We start from the raw sequence: 17,589 nt of genomic DNA, 5'->3' as shown, positions 1-17,589 counted from the left end.
CACACCTCGGTTACTTGTTCTCACTGCCGGGTATTCCTTGAGGAGTTGTTGATTTACCACTACCCGTAATTTTGGCATGGGCCGTCACTTGCACCTCCAGCTTGGAGAATATATCATCCCACTGTGCCTCCTGCGCCTTCCATTGCCTTGGATAATGCCGGCGGAACTTCACCGCAAACTGAAACAGATCGGCATGCAATTCATCTTGAGCCAATTGTATGGCTTGCTCTGCCAGAAGCTTCATCTCCTCTTCCCATGCCTGCTCCACTGCCGCCATCACCTGCTGCTTAGCGAGCGAAGCATTAGTGGTGTTCAACACCACCTCTCCCTTCGTCTCTATGTTGATGGTCATACTCCACTTGTCTTCTCTGATAGCGGGCTTTAATCTGGCTTCAATCTTGTGAGGACGAACCGAGAAGATTCCCGGAATCCCCGCAACCTCTACCTGAAGAATAATATTGTTCAGCTCATTTGCCAGCATCAGAACACCAAGACTTAAGGGCTCTTTCACGGTTTTGACATAGTAACCCCGGTTATACAGACTCAGACCGTTAACCGTCGGCGAATTGACGATGGAGCTTTGCTCGGTATGTGTTGAAGGAGAGACTAATAGCCGGGATAAGATGACCGTTTCACTTGGCCCCTTAATTCCTTTCGCCAAATCCAGCACGGTCACACGTGCTCCCAAGCCCAGAATCGCCATCTCTCTTAAGGATTCGGCAGAATTTCGTTCCAGTGGATCAAGCAATGCTAACAGTTCTTTGGCTTTCCCTTTACTGGAGAATACATAAGCATGCTCACGGAATTGAGGATATCGCAGAAAAAAATCAATATATTCCCGTAATCCTTGTTGCCCTGCTTCTTCACTAATCACGATGACTTCACAATGCCCCCAGAACATTTCCCGCGACACTTGCCGCTGCAAACGATTGAGTGCTTCAGCAATGGTCGTTCCCTGCGCTGTCCGAATCAGAGTAACTCCGCTTGCACTTTCTGCCGGGGCTCCCCCCTCGCCCGCCCCTCCACGGGGCACGAAAATTTGAGCAGCCAGCTCAACCTCCCCATCGGTCCAATCCACTCCTGTTGCCAATACGATGGCTAAATCATTAATTTCATTGCGATCCCAGCAACCGCCAAGCAGCAAGGTACAGCTTAGAAGCGGGAGCAGTACGATTCGGGCAAGAAGGCGTCCTGTCATCATGCCGAACCTCCTTTCGCCCCTTTCCTGATGTTGCCCCACATACGCTTAAGCCCGGCAATTCCGTATAACGCAGCAGGAATCACTAGCAAGAACATGAGTGTATAGATATTCGAAGAGGCGCGAATCAGGCTATCCGCCCCTTGCCTGCCCGTCGTGACCCAATAGGCGTAACCCATGCAAAGTGCTGAAGCTGGAAATACGAGCGGACGGTAATCCTTCAATCCGATCCATTCGGCGGTGGAGGACACGAAGACATAAAGGAAAACCGAGATTTTTACAAAGATGCCAAATATCCATATCGCAATAATGACAGCCTCAATATGCTGCATAAAATCGGCGATGGTGATATAACGAGCAGCTATCATCACGGGAAATGTAAAACTGTCCGTCAAATCTCCCATAAGCAGCAGGCAGAATAAATTCGTAATGATCATCGCGATGACCACAAGTAGCCATGAACCCAGCAAGGTCTTCGCTGTATGGCTATGATCATTAATGAAAGGAAGAAGAAAAGCCAGCATGATGTATTCGCTGAACCAGGCCGCAGGAGCCAAGCTCCCCTTGGCAATGGAGGGAAATCCCTTTTCCATAAACGGAAGCAATTCAGCAGGGTCGAGCTCTCGAATTAACAGAACAAAGGTCAACCCCAGCAATACGAAAAATACGGTAACGAACACCTGAGACGTGCGGCCCACAACTTCAATGCCAAGCCGTACGTTAATAGCACAGACCAGCACCATCGAGCCCATAATGACAATTAGCGGCGTGTTCGGCAAGGCATTGCTAATGATAAAATTTCCGTATACTTGGATGACCAGCCCGGTCAAGTGGGGCAAATAGAACAGAAATACAAACCCGAGTACGCTGCCTATGTATCTTCCAAAAATGGCGTTGCAGACTTGAATCAGTGTGTGTCCAGGATACAAGCGCTGCAATCCCATCGCTACACCAATACTCATTAATCCAGCAAGCGAGCCAAGTAGAGGAGTCATCCACATATCGTGTCCTGCATATTGAACAGACAGGCTCGGAATAGACAGGATCGATGTAGCCAGAATAGCGGGAATCATCATATAGGCAAGCTGAACGGACGATATTTTCCCTTGATCAGTTAGCATAATCGGGGTCACTCCTTCCAGGGTATATTACATCTTGCTATCAGCGTGCTCTGCGCCAGGGAGGAGAACGCCACCACACGTCCTTCATACCTTCAGCAGAGGTAGGTGTCACCGGGGCAAGATAAGGTGTACCAAATGAACGAAGGCTGCTTAAGTGGATAACGATCAGGATCAGGCCTAACATGACCCCCGTTAATCCCATCGTTCCAGCGAGCAGCATAATGGGAAATCGCAGCAAACGTGTAGAGGTGCTCATGGCATAACGGGGAATCATAAATGAAGCGATCCCTGTGATAGCCACAATAATAATCATCGGGGCGGATACGATCCCCGCAGAGGTAGCCGCCTGACCGATAATCAATGCACCCACGATGCTCACAGCAGAACCAACCTGGCGTGGCAGCCTGACGCCAGCCTCGCGAAGCGCTTCAAAAGAAATCTCCATGATCAGAGCCTCAATCAAGGCTGGGAACGGAATTTCCTCTCTAGCCCTGGCGATGCTTAGCAGTAATACGGTCGGGATCATCTCTTGATGAAATGTCGTTACCGCTACATAAGCGGAAGGAAGCAATAAGGACAACATAAAGAACAGGTATCTGAGCCATCGTACAAAGACACTCATATACATATTTTGATAGTAATCCTCAGGGGATTGGAGCATCGTGAACAGGGTGACAGGTGCAATCAGGCTAAAGGGAGTCCCATCAATTAAAATGGCGAATCTACCCTCCAGCAGATTGGATACGACGACATCCGGACGCTCGGTAGCCAGCATTTGGGGAAAAGGCGAGAAGCGTTGGTCAACGATGCCTTCCTCGATGTTTTGACTTTCCAGCACTTTAGATATATCTAACCGCTGAAGACGCTCCTGGACCTTCTCAAGCAGAGAAGACTCAATCACACCATCTATATATACCAGCAGCACCTTGGTATTAGTGTAACTACCAATCGTGAGCGTGCGCTGCTTGAATGCCGGTGTCTTCAAACGCATGCGCAGCAACGAGGAATTCGTCTGCAGCGACTCGGTAAAACCATCTCGTGCACCACGAACGGTTGATTCCGCCGCCGGTTCTTCCGGAGAACGCCCAACCGGCTTATGAAGCGAGTACAGTACTCCGGCTGGTACTCCCTCCTTGATCACGAGTGCCTGTCCATCCAAAATTCCCTGAATCGCCTGCTCAACCGATTGGATTACCTCCAGTGATGCCACGGGAGCTTCTTGTAGCTGATGATTCCTTAGGTATCTGGAAGAACGCTCTGCCGGAAAGTTAAGAACTCCCGCCTCATCCGATTCCAAGGGAGCCAATACCTGTCGCTCCAACCGTTCCGTGTCACATAACCCACGACAACACACGCATAGGAAGGAAGTTCCCCACATCGTTTGAAATGTATGAAACATAATATCCGAGCAGTCTTCGAATACAGAGCCTAGTATCGCCGCATCCGTTGACAGCTTTCCTGTCAGAGCTTGCTTAGTTGCCCCCTTACCTCCGGTCCGTGTCCTCATAGCGATACCGCCCTTCTCCGAGATTCAGGTTAGTTCATCCAGCAAACCCTATCTTATCCAATGCCAACCATCTTTATGTATTTGAACATATATTAAAAGGAACGCCACATAGGGCGTTCCTCAAAGCTTTGCAAATATCATTATTTTCATATTCTAAATTAACGGTCTTCTTCACGAATCATCTCCAAAAACTCCAGGATAATGTCGGCAACCGCATCCTCTCGCGACGAATGGATAAACTGGCTGACATGTGCAATGTCCCCTTTGAACAAATCGATAAGCTCTAGTATGGAATCGGGATCATTCTCCTTGACCTTCGATAGCAGGCTCAGGAACTCTTCATCATTCGGGACAGTTCTTTGATCATTTTTCGTTTCCATTTGTTCACCCCTTGCTGACTCATATTCAACTCGCGGGCGACTTCCCCCTCGGTTTTATCCTGAAGGTATATTTTAGATATGATGGTTTGCCCCGTCGTGGAAGGAAGCGCACTGATCATCTGTCTTACAACGATTTTATTATCAGAAGATGAGGTGAAGCAGGTGACGGACGGCTCGATTCCATTGAATGAACATTCCCGGTTTCTTACGGCCCTTGCTCTGTATTGAACTCTCCAGGCGATTCGGTACACTTCCTTCTGATATTGCTCGTACACGGTATGATGTTCTTTCAAAACAACCTCCCCCTTTCAAATTCATCTTCTATATATAGGGAAAATCAAACGAGCCTTTAACAACCTTGTTTTTGTAATTATTATAACATTTTTCCAAATAAATGGTTGTTACTTCTTGTCTTCCATTTCCCTATATAGTGAAGGGCCCAATACAATCCAAGGAGGTCATAAGCATGCAGGTAGCGGATATTGTGTCGTTGGTTACCAATGTAGGGTTCCCGGTTACGCTTTGCTTCATCTTGATCAAATACGTGCTGCAAACCGTCGGTGATAAATTGGGCAAAATTGACGCTTCATTGCAAACTCTTTCTGAAGAAATTCAGCGCCTTGACAACATCATCGGCGAAGATCGACCAGGGCCATCCTCCCCACCCTCCAGCTCTGGCAAGCAAATCTAGGAAACTGTGAAAAACAGCCCGGAAGGTTGTACCGAATGCACGGCCAAAATGGCTCCGTAATTATACTTATTCGGGTTGCTTGCCCATTAGAACACCTCAGCCCGGCAAGAAGGGGATCACCCGAAAGTGGGTTGATCCCCTTTTATAATCCCCATAGGGTCCTTACGAGGGTGACAATTGCTGATGAATGGTCGTTAATAGTCGGCCTGTGCGGTCACAGCCATACTCCCAGAACATCAGCCCCGCTAATCCCTGCTCCTTTATATAAGCACATTTGTGAGTAATGGATTCCTCGTCATCGTATGAGATGAACGTATCGCCATTGAACAAGTAGGGAGCCTTCGCTTCATCATCCCAATATCTTACATACCCGTTAAGGTTAACATATGCCGCCATCAATTCAGTATAATCCGGACCATAACCTCCGGCACTTCCAGCCATCTGATACAGCCCCCGATGAACATCCGGCACCTCCCTCCACAACCTTGAGTAGAAGGCCGCCCCAACCACAATTTTATGTCTTGGCACGCCAGCCTGGACGAACAGTTGAACGGAGGCATCCACGCTGATACGGAACAAATCTCCTGTCCCCGTATACAGGTTGGTATGATGCCCGGTCAGGATTTGGAAGCCACCTCGCATGTCATAAGTCATTAACTGGACAAAATCAAGATATTCCTGCACCTGATCCATTTCTGTCCCATCCATATAATATTGGTCCGCACCGGCCGCAATGGTCAGAAGATATCTGCGCCCCTCCCGCTCACCCTGCAGGTCCAGCGCCTTCCGAATGGTGCGTAATAATAGCGTAAAGTTCCGCTTATCTTGGGGACTGGCGGCGATTCCTGCTTCGGCATAGCAAGGATATTCCCAATCCAGATCAATACCATCAAACCCATGGTTTGAGATGGCTTGAACCGCGGATTCGGCCATCGCTTGTCGGCCCGCTTCTGTCGAAGCCGCTTCCGAGAATCCCCCTGCACTCCAGCCTCCCACGGATAAAAGCACCGTTAGCCCAGGCTGCTTGCGCTTAAGCTCCGGTATCAGCTCCAGATTACTCATATGCCCTGTCACAATCCGATCCATCCGAACATGGCCAAAGGCAATATTCAAATGGGTTAGCCTTGCCAGCTCCTCCTGCGTCAAATCGGTCAGATGCTTGTCGCTGACATAGCCCGCCACTACGTAGTTCCCCTTCACGCCCCATCCTCCTTCATTCTCTTTGGTCCTCCAGTTTGGACAACACCTGCAAGGCTTCCTTGCCGCTGCCCGGCTTATAACCGGACTCCCTGTAGCGGATCTGGCCCGCTCCATCCAATACGAACACATGCGGAAATTTTCCAGGGCTGGAGGAACCGCTTGCTGTCATAAGCTGGCTTAGTGTCTGCTGCTCACGATCATATACGAGCGTAGTCCCTTGAGGTAAATCTGATTCCTGAAACGGAGAAGCTCCCATCGTCCCTTCTTCGGCCTCGGCCACCGCAAATACGACGGGAACGCCCCTCTCGATGATTTGCTCCGTTAGAGCGAATGTCTCGCGTAGCAAATGCCGGGAGGGCTCACGATCCGGCTCCAGCCAAGCGATTAACAGGGCTTGTTTATGGCTGTACATCTCCTCCACGGTGGTCGGACTTCCGTTCGCCAGCCGAAGAGGGCTAGCCAGATCGGCTTGCCCATACATCGGAATCGGCTGTGGCGGCACCGGGAAGGTTAATGTCACGTTCGTCTCTGCTCCGGTAATGATTTGAAAATAGGTCCAGCGGCCAAATACCGTGCCATCCTTCAACCTGACCCCTGAGGTTAATCGGTAAGCTCCCGGTTCCAACTCGAACGGTACATCATAAACGTCCTGCTTGCCATGGGGGTACAACAGGGTCTTGTATATTCCCTGCTCCAGGCGAGCCAGCGTAAAGTTCTCTCCATAAGAGGCCGCTGCAAGTTCATCGCTCTGCTCATTCTCCTCAAGGTGCAGCCATAGCTTGCCGGATTGTATAGGGCTGGCTTGTTCCTCGCCGCCCGCTTCTCCAATTCGGACCGTTCGCCACGCTTCACCTGTATAATACTGCGGCTTCTGCTCGCTTGGATGCAGTCTCGCCGGAATGCCCAGACTACGGCATAAGGCTACAAACAGAATTTCCAGCGAAGTGCGGTCTCCTGCCCGCAGCTTGAATATGCCGAGCGGCCCCGCCTTTCCCCGTAGATGGGGCAGTTCCTCAAGAATTTGCCATTCTCGGCTCAGCAAATTCGCAAGCTGTGCAGGGTCCGCCCGGTACAGGTCTTGCTCCTCGGCCGTAAAAGCAGATTGGAACTGCTCTTTGTAAGGTCCGATCATCTCGAACAGTACCCGTGGGCATAAAATGTAGGTCACGAACAACGACTTCTCATAGACTTGACTCCACAACAGGGATGCCTGTAAATGATCCTCCAGCGTTTCGCACCGCGTATCTATCATATCTTTGTCCCGCAGACTCTCCAGTAACAGCAAAGGCCACTCCCCATGCTGAGGAACCCTGTCCTTCAGGAATGCAGTAATCTCCTGATGATTTCCCCTGGCCGCTTGCAGCAGCCTCCATACTCTCGAACTATCCAGCCCCAGTTCAGCAGCAAGCTGCCCTGCGGCACGCTCATCGGGGAAGGTCCCCTCGTAGGCCAGACGTTGCGCGGCCCCGGCAGCCACCCGCTCCTCATGCTGCCGAATCACCTGAGGTGCCACCTCCCCCACTGACGGCTCGGTCTCAGGAGGGGGAACCATTTCAAAGTCCTCTGTCCCGTCCGGTTGGCAGATGTGTCCTTGATTCAACACTACCTGAAAGTAGTCCCCCTCGGATACCTTGGCCTGGATTTGTCCGAAGCCTTCACTTCCTACAGCCCGTATCCACAGATCACCGTATCCCGTCGTGAATCGCACCTCGCCCTGCGAGTTCGTGTCTATGCTCGCAATCGTGGATAGCTCTGCGTAATTGTATAACTGGAACATCACCGGGATATCGGGGGCAGGAGCCCCCGCCAAGTCAACAACCTGCACCTTTACCGTACGGGTTGGGGCATAATTCCCCATCAGGTTCAATTCGGCATGGGATTCACCCTGTACGGTAACTTCCTCGGGGCCAGGGTAGGTAGATGCCACCCGGGAGTGAACCAGCATCGCCCGCCGGGCCGGACCGGTGAACCACCCTTGATCCAGCCTGGCCTCCGGCTCACAGGCACCGATATAGTGCCAGTGTCCGTCTGCCCAGGCTTCAACCCAGGCATGGTTGTCGTCACAGTGCGCCCAACGCGGGGTATAGCACTGACGGGCCGGGATGCCTATGCTGCGCAATGCGGCCACGGCCAGCGTGGATTCTTCACCGCAGCGGCCGCGGGCGCTGCGGATCATGCTGAGCGGCGACAGTGTACGCAAGTCACTCCCGATGTAGGTTGCCTGCTCGTGGCACCAGTAGTTAACCTCCAGAATCGCTTCCTCCATCGACAAGCCTGCCATACGAGGAGCCAATTCCCTATACATCGTCTGGCGGAAATCCTCGATATTCTCCGTATTCACCCGGTAGGGCAATACAAAATGCAGGAACAGAGAGTCCGGTACTCGCTCTCCCCAAGGAACCTGCTTGCGAACAGTTAAGGCCTGCCGTACATGGGACAGGAATAACGCGCCATCGTATTCCGCCATATCACAGGCAGGCATATAGGCGTAGAGGAATTTCAGCGCCCAGCCTTCTTCCTCGGTTAATGCCTCCTCTTCAAATACGCCAAACAGCTCGTTGTCCCGCCCTTGGCCCAGCTTTCGTTTCTGCTCGAATCGATGCGCAATCTGCTTAAGCTCCCGCTCGTCCAACGACAGAACCCGCGTATCCTTACCCATTCAGATCGGCTCCTTCCACAGTTGACCATCCTCCCGGATATACCACTTATGCCGCCCATCAGCAGATGGGGAGGAGATCAGGAATATACGGCCCGCCGCCTCCAGAGCCGGATAGAACTCCTCACCCGAAGGTTCAACCTTCAACCGGGTCAAGTCGTCGGCAAAATGGCCATGACTGGCATAATGATGACGTTGCCGATAATACAAACGGCGCAGTTCCCACTTGATAATCTCATCCCTGGGGAGCGTGAAGTTGATGGATTCGGAAGCATCCGCTTCAGTAAATACAATGAACCCCCACATTTCAGGATAGTGCATATTAATCACACCCTGAGGCGACCAGACCCAATTCGCTTCCGGGTACGGGTTGCCTGTATCTGGATTAATAAGCTTCACATATTGGCCGTCCTTAACCTCCACCTGCCATTCGACCCGGGAGAAGTTGACCCGCCAGTACTCACCGACCTTCGGCATTCGCCCTTCAGGGGCACATTCCTTCAAGGCCTTCCATGGCAGAGCTACCTCTACGCTCCACCTACGATTGTCCGCCTGGGGATGATTCAGTTCGCCGTCAATGAACACCGCGCTGCGCAGACCTTGAATGTCCCAGCCATTCACCGGCGGCCCTCCATCACGGTAAGGCTTGGGGAGCAGCAGGTCCCACACTGTATTCAGTGCATTGACCTCCAACTCGTAATATAAGTGGGTGTCGCCGTCAGGATCAATGAAGATCTCAAAGTCATTATCATGAAAAATGACAGTATCGCGTTCTTGCAGCGTCGCCCATATTTCATCCTCTTCCATTTCGGCCGCGATATAGAAATAATCGTCATCCCAAAGCATCTTCACCCGGGTCCGCTTGGCCGGATGTGGACGCAAATGCCCTTCAATGTCCACAAAGTCCTCCGTCCACGCCGCCGTAGCCCAAAAGGGCTTCTCAATGCGTCCGTCAAGCTCCAGTTCGCCCGCTGCGCGCCGACAGATATAAGATTTTGGGGCGAACGGAAGCTGCGGCTCCGGTACCTCGCTGTATCTCAACTTGTCCCCTCCTTGGCTTGTGCTGCTTAAACTTTCGTTCGCCATTCAACATGACCTGCTCTATCAGCGAAGCCGCAGCACCCAGGCTATAGGAGCGTCCTGCCGCATAGCCGCCTCGGGAAGAAAAACCTGGATGCCCTCTTCGCCTTCCTCAAATGGCAGTTGATCGGCGATGCTAATGAGATCAATGCGCTGAATACCGGATACAGATAACGGAAGTATCACTTGGGTAGTAACCGCCCCCGCTTCCTCCGACAAAAGGCAAATGGCGTAACGCACGTCAGACTTGCAGGTAAAATAAATATTTTGGGCCGCATACGGCGCACAGATTCGCGTTCCGTATATCGCTTCTCCATATTCGTCCAGCCACGCCCCAAGCCCCCTCATTCGTTCTAGCGCGGCTTGCGGCAAACGTCCATCCGGCTGAGGAGCAACGTTTAGGGCCAGATTGCCCCCCTTGGCTACGATCTCGACCAGCAGATGGACCAGTTCGCGAACCGACTTGTAGGAATCCCCATAGCTGAAGGAGAAGGAGTGCCCCATCGTAATGCAGCTCTCCCATGGCACGGACAACGGCTGAGCGGGGATGGTCTGCTCCGGGGTGATCAAATTCTCGTAAGCTCCCCCTACCGTACGGTCGGCAGACAACAGCCAAGGCTGAATCTGCCGTGCCCGCTCAATGACCTCGCCCAGACGAATGTCTTGCTTCTGCTCAGCATTCACCCAACCGGCATCCATCCACAGCATATCGATGCGGCCATAGCGAGTAATCAATTCCATAATCTGCTCATGGGTGAACTGGACGAATTGCTCCCACAGCCAGGGATATTGCTGGGGATCATAAGAAGGTCCCCGCCACATCAGGTGCCCCCGCTCCATCCCCGGTGCCCAATAATAAGGCGTATGCCAGTCAGCCTTGGAGAAATAAGCGGAAATCGCCAGTCCTTCCGCACGGAAGGCATCGAACAGTTCCCGGCAAATATCAGCATAACGATGTGTGTGGAAGGGACAGTCCTGTCCGGTAATTCGGTAGTCCGTCGTATGCGTATCCCACATGCAAAACCCGTCATGGTGCTTCGTCGTAAAGGTTAAATAGTTGAAGCCCCCATCTGCCGCTGCCTTCGCCCATTGCTGCGGCTGGAAACGCAAAGGGTTGAAGGTGCGGTTCAAGTCCACGTATTCGCGCTTGAACTGCTCCATATCCTGTGTCCAGTCGATATCATCCCTGGACCAATCTCCATCCTCGTCGCTTAGCGCCCAGGATTCCACCAATCCGAGCTGGGAATAGGGACCCCAATGCATCATTAACCCCAGCTTCTGATCCTGGAACCACTCCAGCCGCTCTTGTAGCAGCGGGTCCTCTGGCCTCAACCAATCCTGCTCGCGGCTATAATGGTGGACGCCTTCCTCAACCACCGGATCTGCCACCGGGGAAGCCAGTGACGGCTCCCCGGACAGCAAATCCATCGGCGGCTCCTGTGATACCAACTTCTTCTGGCTCATAGGTGCCTCTCCCTTCATCATGCTTCATCTTATCTGATTATTGTCCACTATCCTGATTCCAGCGATCATAGGCTGCCTGATAAACCTCGACAATTCGCTCGCTTCCCATCTTCTGCAATTGCGAAGCGTATTTATCCCAATTGGTAAGAGGCTCTTGCCCCGTTACGAACTTGGCTTCCATCTGAGTGACATAGGTATCCAGGTCTGATAATAGAGAAGACACCTCCGATTGCTCCTGATTGGTCAGGAAGGCATTAGGGAAAGGCACCTTGCCGAAGGGTACCAGCTTCTCCTGATTCTCCTTGTCGATCCAATCATCAAACTCCGTTCTCAGCCCATTCGTCAACTCCTTCAGGTTGACACCTGGTGTCAGGATGCCATAGTTCGGGGTAATTGTACCGCGGTACTCCTCACGCTCCTTGCCACCCGGCACTGGCAACCATTCCTTTACTTGGTTGGCCTCATCCTTATATTGCCATAGCAGCCCTTCCGGTCCCTGGGTCCACAATGTAGCCCCTTCGTAACTGTACTGGAAGTCAATCCAGCGCATCGTTGCCTCGGGGTTCGGATTATTCTTTGTAATCGCAAATGTCCCGTTGGCCGACATCCCCGGATGCTTGCCATAGACAGGCGTGCCCGGAATATTGCTGCTCACCAGCGTCATCATCGGATGATCAGCGCTTGGTTCACCGCCCATCGTGAAATAAGGGAAGTAATTATTAAATAAAGCCACTTGATTGTTTTTGCCCTTGGCACTCTTCTGATCATCCGTTTGCGAGAACGTCTCATGGTCCAACAGTTCTTCCTTCCACAGTCGGTTCATGAAGGTCAGGTATTCAAGGTAGCCCTCTTCTTGGGGAGCATAGTGGGCTTTGCCTTCCTGGTCGGCATAAATCACCGTGTCATACATGCCCCAGAAGCCAAAGAAATACATTCGCAGATCATCCAGCTTGACCGAGGTCAGCGGAATTTCATCAGCCTGCCCGTTTCCGTTAGGATCTTCTTCCTTCACCCGCTTCAGATAGGTGTACAGCTCTTCGGTCGTCTTGGGCAACTCGGTGATGTTCAAGGCCTTCAGAAAGTTGCCGTTATACCACATGGGACTGCGATACCATACGGCTGCCGTATCAATAAATGGTAAGGCGTAAATGTGGCCATCCGTCGTGGTAATGTTCTTCCGCACATCCGGGTGCTCATCCAGAATTTTTTTCAAATTAGGGGCGTAGTTATCAATCAAATCCTCCAAAGGAATCAACACGCCCTGACTGCCATAGGTAACCTGCTCCGCCGGTGTGATGTCAGCCGCATAAAGCATGTCCGGCAGGTCCCCACTGGCAAATACGAGGTTCTTCTTTGTACTAAAGCTATCAATCGGCGACGTGAGGAAGTCGACCTTGATGCCCGACAGCTTCTCCATCTCCTGCACCACCGGCATTTGCTTCCAATCGGCCATCCCCGCATCCGGCGCAAGCATCGTCAAGGTTAGGGGCTCCTCTACAATCGGGAAGCCCTCCTTCTTCACTCCGGGATTACTCGAAGCCTCTTGACCCGTATTACCGGTTCCTTCCGACGCTCCTCCGGAATTGCCTGACGACCCGCAGGCTGCCAGCATCGTGAGTACGAGGATGGAGCACAAGATGATCAACCCAAGCTTTCTTCGCTTTTGCATAATAAGAACCCTCCCTGTGAATGTAAATAATGAATTCGTTATATGGCAAGATCATCCCTTGACGGAACCGATCATGACACCTTGAACAAAATACCTTTGCAGAAACGGGTAAACGGCAATAACCGGCAGCGTCGAGACGATAATCACCGCATATTTGACCAAGGCCGCTACCTCGGCGCGGCTATTTAGCGCTGATGCCGTAGAGGAATCGAAGGCGCCCGTCTGGGACGACATCTCCTGCAAGACAAGGATCTGACGAAGTATAAGTTGTAGCGGATATTTAGCATCATTGCTGAGATAGATCATCGCGGAGAAATAGTTGTTCCAATGTCCTACTCCATAAAACAAGGCCATAACAGCAATAATAGAGGTCGACAGCGGCAGAATAATATAGAAGAACAGTCTGAAATCGCTGCACCCGTCCATCTCCGCCGCCTCTTGCAGCTCCTTGGGAATCGCCGTCTGAAAATACGTCCGGCAGACGATCAGATTCCAGATCGACGTGGCTCCGGGCAAGATTAAGGCCCACATGCTGTTAACAAGCCCCAGCCCTTTGACTAGCAAATACGTGGGCACCAGCCCACCGCTAAAGAACATCGTGACCATAAAGAAGGCCATAAACAAATTCCGTCCACTAAGGTCCCTGCGGCTCAGCGCATAGGCTGCCGGAAGCGTCACCGCCAAGTTCACCATTGTACCGACCACTGTATACAAGATTGTGTTCCCATACCCGGACCAGATTCTTGGATCACGAAATACTCGCTCATACCCCTCCAAGGTAATACCCTTCGGCCATAGCCACATTTCCCCGGAAGCTACGAATTTCGGGCTGCTGACTGAAGCGCTGATCATGTAAATTACCGGATAGGCTACAATCAATAGCGCAAGCGCAAGAAACAGGTAGTTAAACGCTAGAAAAATGCGGTCCCGCCGGGTCTCTCGAATCGCGGTTATCATGACATAAGCTCTCCCTTCCTCACCACAAGCTGTTCTCACTGGTACGACGTACGATCTGATTGACCATGACAAGCAATAAGGCATTCACGACAGAATTGAACAAGCCGACCGCTGTCGAGAAGCTATACTGTGCATCAAGTAGACCGGAGCGATAGACGAAGGTGGAGATGACGTCTGAGGATTCCATATTAAGCGGGTTTTGCAGCAGTAAAATCTTCTCGAAGCCCACCCCCAGCAAGCTGCCCATATTCAGAATCAGCAGAATGGTTATGGTCGGCAAAATCGCCGGAATGTTAATATAGCGAATTCGTTGCAGGCGGGAAGCACCATCCAGAATGGCAGCCTCATGCAGCCCCGGGTCCACCCCCGTCAAAGCCGCCAGATAAATGATGGTCCCCCAGCCGGTACCTTGCCAGACGTCAGACAAGACATATACCGTCTTGAACCAGCGAGGATCGGTCAGAAAATCGGGAGCATGGAAGCCTAACGCTTCGATCAGATGGACAATCATCCCCGAGGAAGGAGAGAGGAAAGTAATAATCATCCCGGCCATTACGACCATGGAGATAAAGTGAGGAGCATACGTGACGGTCTGTACCGTGCGCTTGAACATGCCGTCCTTCACCTCATTGAAGGCCAGGGCCAGAATGATTGGCAGCGGGAAGCCAATCGCCAGCCCATACAAGCTAATGCTCAAGGTGTTCCATAGTAAATCCCAGAAGTAATAAGAGTTGAAGAATCTTTCAAAGTGCGCGAAGCCTACCCACGCGCTACCTGATATTCCGTCCACCGGAATAAAATTTTTGAAAGCAATCTGCACTCCGTACATCGGAATATAACTGAATATGAAAATACTTAAGAAGGCAGGCGCAAGCAGTATGTATAACTGCCAATTTCGGAGGATTTTCTTGCCGGTTCTTCTTCTGGCCGCAGGCTTTAGGACAAGATGGCTTTGATCATAGGTTAATGTGCTTTTCTGCATCGGGTTCACTCCTCCTTGTTTACCCGAAGTGTAGCGGAGGGGCATCCTCATCGTAAATATGTCATTTTGCTTTACGTTAACATATAAAAAAGGTGATTTTTACAAACTTCTCGATTTATATGTAATAAAACATGACGCGTAATTATTTTAATATCAGGTTTGGATGTGTACTTTTTTACCACCAATCTCCTATTAAAGCGGTATCAAAGGAGGTTTTGTACAGGCAGGTGAGCAAAAATGACATGTTCCTTCCTCCAATACGCTACTTTCTTCCCTTGCTTTATCCGCAGAACTACTTTACATTTTAGTTAAAATAGCAGGGACAGGGGGCAAAGACATCGTGAAGCTGAATTATTTCAAGTCCAGGCTTTTTCAAAAGTACATCGTGTCTTACTTGTTTATGCTGCTGATTCCGCTCATTTTATTGTCCGTCTTCATCTATAACAGTGCGGTCCGCAACCTTCGCTCCGAAACCGAGCAATCCCACCTCAATCAATTAACCCAGGCCAGAACCATAGTAGATACCTATATGAAGCAGCTTGACGATATTGCTTCCCGCGTAGCTTACGACGAACAACTGGCAAGATACCGGGTGCATGATCCCTACTATAGCCTTGAGGCCATCAATACCCTTACCGATTATAAGGCCGCCAGCCCAATGATTAGCGAGATGTTCTTGTATTTTCACGGAGACCAGAAAATTTACTCAACGATTGGCATGAGCAACCTGGATGTATTTGGTGAAAGGTATCATTTTCTTGATTGGAAGCATGAGCGACTGATTAAAGATCTCAATCAAACCCGGTATCCAGTGATATTGCCTACGGAGATGGTTAGCCGAAACTCAATCAAGCAACAGTCGGTGCTGGCTTACCTGCTCCCTATTACGCCCAATAATCCAAATCCACACGCAACATTGATGTTTCTCATCCAGAAGTCGGAGATTACCGGTCTGATTGATACCATACTTGGTAATTATGAAGGGTCATCTTACATATTTGATAACCACGGAAGGGTGCTGGCCTCCAAGAGTAATCGGGAGCAACCCTTGGAGAGCGGGGACTTGCAGGCCTTATTCAGCCTCTCAACAGGCATTCACAGCATTTCGCTGGGCGGAGAAGCCCATTCGGTAGTCTCGGTAAAATCGGAGCAAAATGGCTGGGAATATGTCACGCTGATGCCCAGTTCCCAGTTCCTCGGCAGCGTCCTGCATCTGCGCAGCCTGATGATTATGCTGTTAACGGTGCTGGCTGTGGTCGGGGCCATTGCGGCGCTCATTCTGGCGAGAAGACAATTTCACCCGATTCTCGATCTGGTGGAGTTCGCCAATTCCAATTCCAGGCGCGAACCCGAAGCCCCTTCGGCCAAAGCCGGCAACGAGCTGGATCGTATCCGTTCGGCCTTGCAAGAATACAGCCTGCGCGCAGACCTGCAGGAGCCCTATGCCCGTAATCATCTCTTGCTCATGCTGCTGAAGTACGGCAATATCCGCAGTCTTGCGCCCGAGCTGCTTCAATCGCTGGATATCCGGCTTGCTACCCAATATCATTTCGTGATGGTTATCGGGCGAAGAGAGATATCGAAGAGCCGGATTGATAATCACGACTGGCAGGCCTTGCTTCAGCGTCTTTCCGAAGCGCAGATTCCCGAACTTCACGCCTGCCTGTACAGTGTCGAGCTGCCCAAGCCCGGACAGCTCGCCCTAATTGTTGGCTTTGACCAGGTGGAGCTTCTCTCCCCCAAGGATCAATTCTATCGCCTGGTTCACCAACTGCATGACCATATTACGGAGAAATTCCATGTGAACCCCATGATTGGGGTAGGCATTTATTACGATCATCCCGACCGATTAAACCAATCGTTCATTGAGGCTTGTTCTGCCTATGAATCGCGATTCTTCGCCGGGCATGGGAATATTACCTTCTTCGAGGAACTGTCTCATACCCCTGATGCAACTTCCTGGGTCCCTCAGAACGAGCTACTGAAGCTGTCTCAAAGCTTGAAGCAAGGCAGTTACCAGGTAGCTGCACAGACCACCTGCGAAGCAATGGCTTGTCTGCATGATCCGGATCTCTCCGTCGGGCTGAAGCGGTGTATCAGCTTCGACATCCTTAATACGTTGCTGCGAACGGGTATGGATATGGGGATTCGTGATCTGACGCCAGAGGTTCCCGGCTATGATGGTTTTGACTCGCTGGAGGAGCTCCAGCGCCATTTCCTGGAGTTGGCCTCACGAATTTGCAATCTGGCCATGCAGAAGGAGAAGAAGGAAGAGCATACCCTTATGGACCGGATCGTCGCCTATATCGATACCAATTACATGGATTACGCGCTAAGTCTGGAGACAATCTCTTGCAAATATTCAATCTCGATCTCTTATTTCAGCCGTTCCTTCAAGGAGCAGATGGGCATCAATTTTGTCCAATACATCTGGCAAAAAAGAATGCTGGCCGTCATGCATGAGCTAACTTCCACCAACGATCCCTTGAAGGACATTATTCAGCGTGTCGGCTATCTGGATACCCCTAACTTCATTCGTAAATTCAAGAAAGAGACCGGGCTTACCCCCGGTCAATACCGCAAGCAGCAACTGCAAGCCGCCGCTCAGGAGACTTCGGCCTTAACCGATACTCCTCTCATGGCGGAGAACCCGGGGGAACCGATATCCTGACCGAAGAAAAAGA

The 17,589-nt window shown here is 51.2% G+C and carries 14 protein-coding genes; 2 read left to right on the top strand and 12 right to left on the bottom strand.

Annotated elements, in window-relative coordinates; genetic code table 11:
• Window positions 1-10 precede the first annotated feature (10 nt).
• From BN3279_RS11770 to BN3279_RS23405, 5 genes are all read right to left on the bottom strand, one after another.
• On the bottom strand, window positions 11-1,201 hold the full coding sequence (locus BN3279_RS11770; protein ID WP_082673050.1) for a Ger(x)C family spore germination protein: 1,191 nt from the start codon (window positions 1,199-1,201) through the stop codon (window positions 11-13).
• Window positions 1,198-2,319 carry a GerAB/ArcD/ProY family transporter gene (locus BN3279_RS11765; protein WP_059051056.1) on the bottom strand — a complete coding sequence of 374 codons (1,122 nt, stop codon included), beginning with the start codon at window positions 2,317-2,319 and terminating at the stop codon, window positions 1,198-1,200. Before BN3279_RS11765 ends, BN3279_RS11770 begins: the two co-directional genes overlap by 4 nt.
• 40 nt (window positions 2,320-2,359) lie before the next feature.
• The gene (locus tag BN3279_RS11760) at window positions 2,360-3,826 is read right to left on the bottom strand and encodes a spore germination protein (RefSeq protein ID WP_059051054.1); all 1,467 of its coding nucleotides are present in this window, start codon (window positions 3,824-3,826) and stop codon (window positions 2,360-2,362) included.
• A gap of 158 nt (window positions 3,827-3,984) precedes the next feature.
• A complete protein-coding gene (locus BN3279_RS11755; RefSeq protein ID WP_059051052.1) occupies window positions 3,985-4,206 on the bottom strand; it encodes a hypothetical protein in 222 nt (73 codons plus the stop codon).
• Entirely contained in the window at window positions 4,155-4,499 is a 345-nt protein-coding gene (locus BN3279_RS23405) for a hypothetical protein (protein ID WP_082673049.1), read from the bottom strand. The genes BN3279_RS11755 and BN3279_RS23405 overlap by 52 nt, the downstream gene beginning before the upstream one ends.
• A 173-nt stretch (window positions 4,500-4,672) precedes the next feature.
• Between BN3279_RS23405 and BN3279_RS11750 the strand changes: the two genes are divergently transcribed.
• Window positions 4,673-4,897 carry a hypothetical protein gene (locus BN3279_RS11750; protein WP_059051049.1) on the top strand — a complete coding sequence of 75 codons (225 nt, stop codon included), beginning with the start codon at window positions 4,673-4,675 and terminating at the stop codon, window positions 4,895-4,897.
• 162 nt (window positions 4,898-5,059) lie between these two features.
• On the opposite strand, the gene BN3279_RS11745 is transcribed toward BN3279_RS11750, so the two are convergent.
• The 7 genes from BN3279_RS11745 to BN3279_RS11715 all read right to left on the bottom strand — a co-directional run bounded on the left by BN3279_RS11745 (window position 5,060) and on the right by BN3279_RS11715 (window position 14,914).
• Entirely contained in the window at window positions 5,060-6,097 is a 1,038-nt protein-coding gene (locus BN3279_RS11745) for a glycoside hydrolase family 18 protein (RefSeq protein WP_059051047.1), read from the bottom strand.
• Window positions 6,098-6,110: 13 nt separating this feature from the next.
• Window positions 6,111-8,756 carry a transglutaminase domain-containing protein gene (locus tag BN3279_RS11740; RefSeq protein WP_059051045.1) on the bottom strand — a complete coding sequence of 882 codons (2,646 nt, stop codon included), beginning with the start codon at window positions 8,754-8,756 and terminating at the stop codon, window positions 6,111-6,113.
• Window positions 8,757-9,794: a carbohydrate-binding family 9-like protein gene (locus BN3279_RS11735; RefSeq protein ID WP_089153463.1), complete on the bottom strand. Its 1,038-nt coding sequence runs from the start codon at window positions 9,792-9,794 to the stop codon at window positions 8,757-8,759.
• A gap of 63 nt (window positions 9,795-9,857) precedes the next feature.
• Window positions 9,858-11,297, bottom strand: coding sequence for an alpha-L-fucosidase (locus tag BN3279_RS11730; protein ID WP_082673047.1), 1,440 nt, complete (start codon window positions 11,295-11,297; stop codon window positions 9,858-9,860).
• Window positions 11,298-11,334: 37 nt separating this feature from the next.
• Window positions 11,335-12,966: an extracellular solute-binding protein gene (locus tag BN3279_RS11725; protein WP_059051041.1), complete on the bottom strand. Its 1,632-nt coding sequence runs from the start codon at window positions 12,964-12,966 to the stop codon at window positions 11,335-11,337.
• Between the two features lie 51 nt (window positions 12,967-13,017).
• Entirely contained in the window at window positions 13,018-13,923 is a 906-nt protein-coding gene (locus BN3279_RS11720) for a carbohydrate ABC transporter permease (protein WP_059051039.1), read from the bottom strand.
• 19 nt (window positions 13,924-13,942) lie between these two features.
• Entirely contained in the window at window positions 13,943-14,914 is a 972-nt protein-coding gene (locus tag BN3279_RS11715; protein WP_392396869.1) for an ABC transporter permease, read from the bottom strand.
• A gap of 331 nt (window positions 14,915-15,245) precedes the next feature.
• Between BN3279_RS11715 and BN3279_RS11710 the strand changes: the two genes are divergently transcribed.
• Window positions 15,246-17,576: a helix-turn-helix domain-containing protein gene (locus BN3279_RS11710; RefSeq protein WP_082673046.1), complete on the top strand. Its 2,331-nt coding sequence runs from the start codon at window positions 15,246-15,248 to the stop codon at window positions 17,574-17,576.
• Window positions 17,577-17,589 lie beyond the last annotated feature (13 nt).

It is taken from the genome of Paenibacillus senegalimassiliensis, assembly GCF_001486585.1.
GTDB classification, from domain to species: Bacteria; Bacillota; Bacilli; order Paenibacillales; family Paenibacillaceae; genus Fontibacillus; species Fontibacillus senegalimassiliensis.
The sequence above is the reverse complement of the archived record's forward strand: the minus strand, read 5'-3'. Positions and strand labels throughout refer to the sequence as shown.

Bases quoted from the DNA above. Each gene is read 5' to 3' on its own strand.
- BN3279_RS11770 (WP_082673050.1), bottom strand. From the start codon at position 1,201: ATGATGACAGGACGCCTTCTTGCCCGAATCGTACTGCTCCCGCTTCTA.
- BN3279_RS11765 (WP_059051056.1), bottom strand. From the start codon at position 2,319: ATGCTAACTGATCAAGGGAAAATATCGTCCGTTCAGCTTGCCTATATG.
- BN3279_RS11760 (WP_059051054.1), bottom strand. From the start codon at position 3,826: ATGAGGACACGGACCGGAGGTAAGGGGGCAACTAAGCAAGCTCTGACA.
- BN3279_RS11755 (WP_059051052.1), bottom strand. From the start codon at position 4,206: ATGGAAACGAAAAATGATCAAAGAACTGTCCCGAATGATGAAGAGTTC.
- BN3279_RS11750 (WP_059051049.1), top strand. From the start codon at position 4,673: ATGCAGGTAGCGGATATTGTGTCGTTGGTTACCAATGTAGGGTTCCCG.
- BN3279_RS11740 (WP_059051045.1), bottom strand. From the start codon at position 8,756: ATGGGTAAGGATACGCGGGTTCTGTCGTTGGACGAGCGGGAGCTTAAG.
- BN3279_RS11730 (WP_082673047.1), bottom strand. From the start codon at position 11,297: ATGAGCCAGAAGAAGTTGGTATCACAGGAGCCGCCGATGGATTTGCTG.
- BN3279_RS11725 (WP_059051041.1), bottom strand. From the start codon at position 12,966: ATGCAAAAGCGAAGAAAGCTTGGGTTGATCATCTTGTGCTCCATCCTC.
- BN3279_RS11720 (WP_059051039.1), bottom strand. From the start codon at position 13,923: ATGATAACCGCGATTCGAGAGACCCGGCGGGACCGCATTTTTCTAGCG.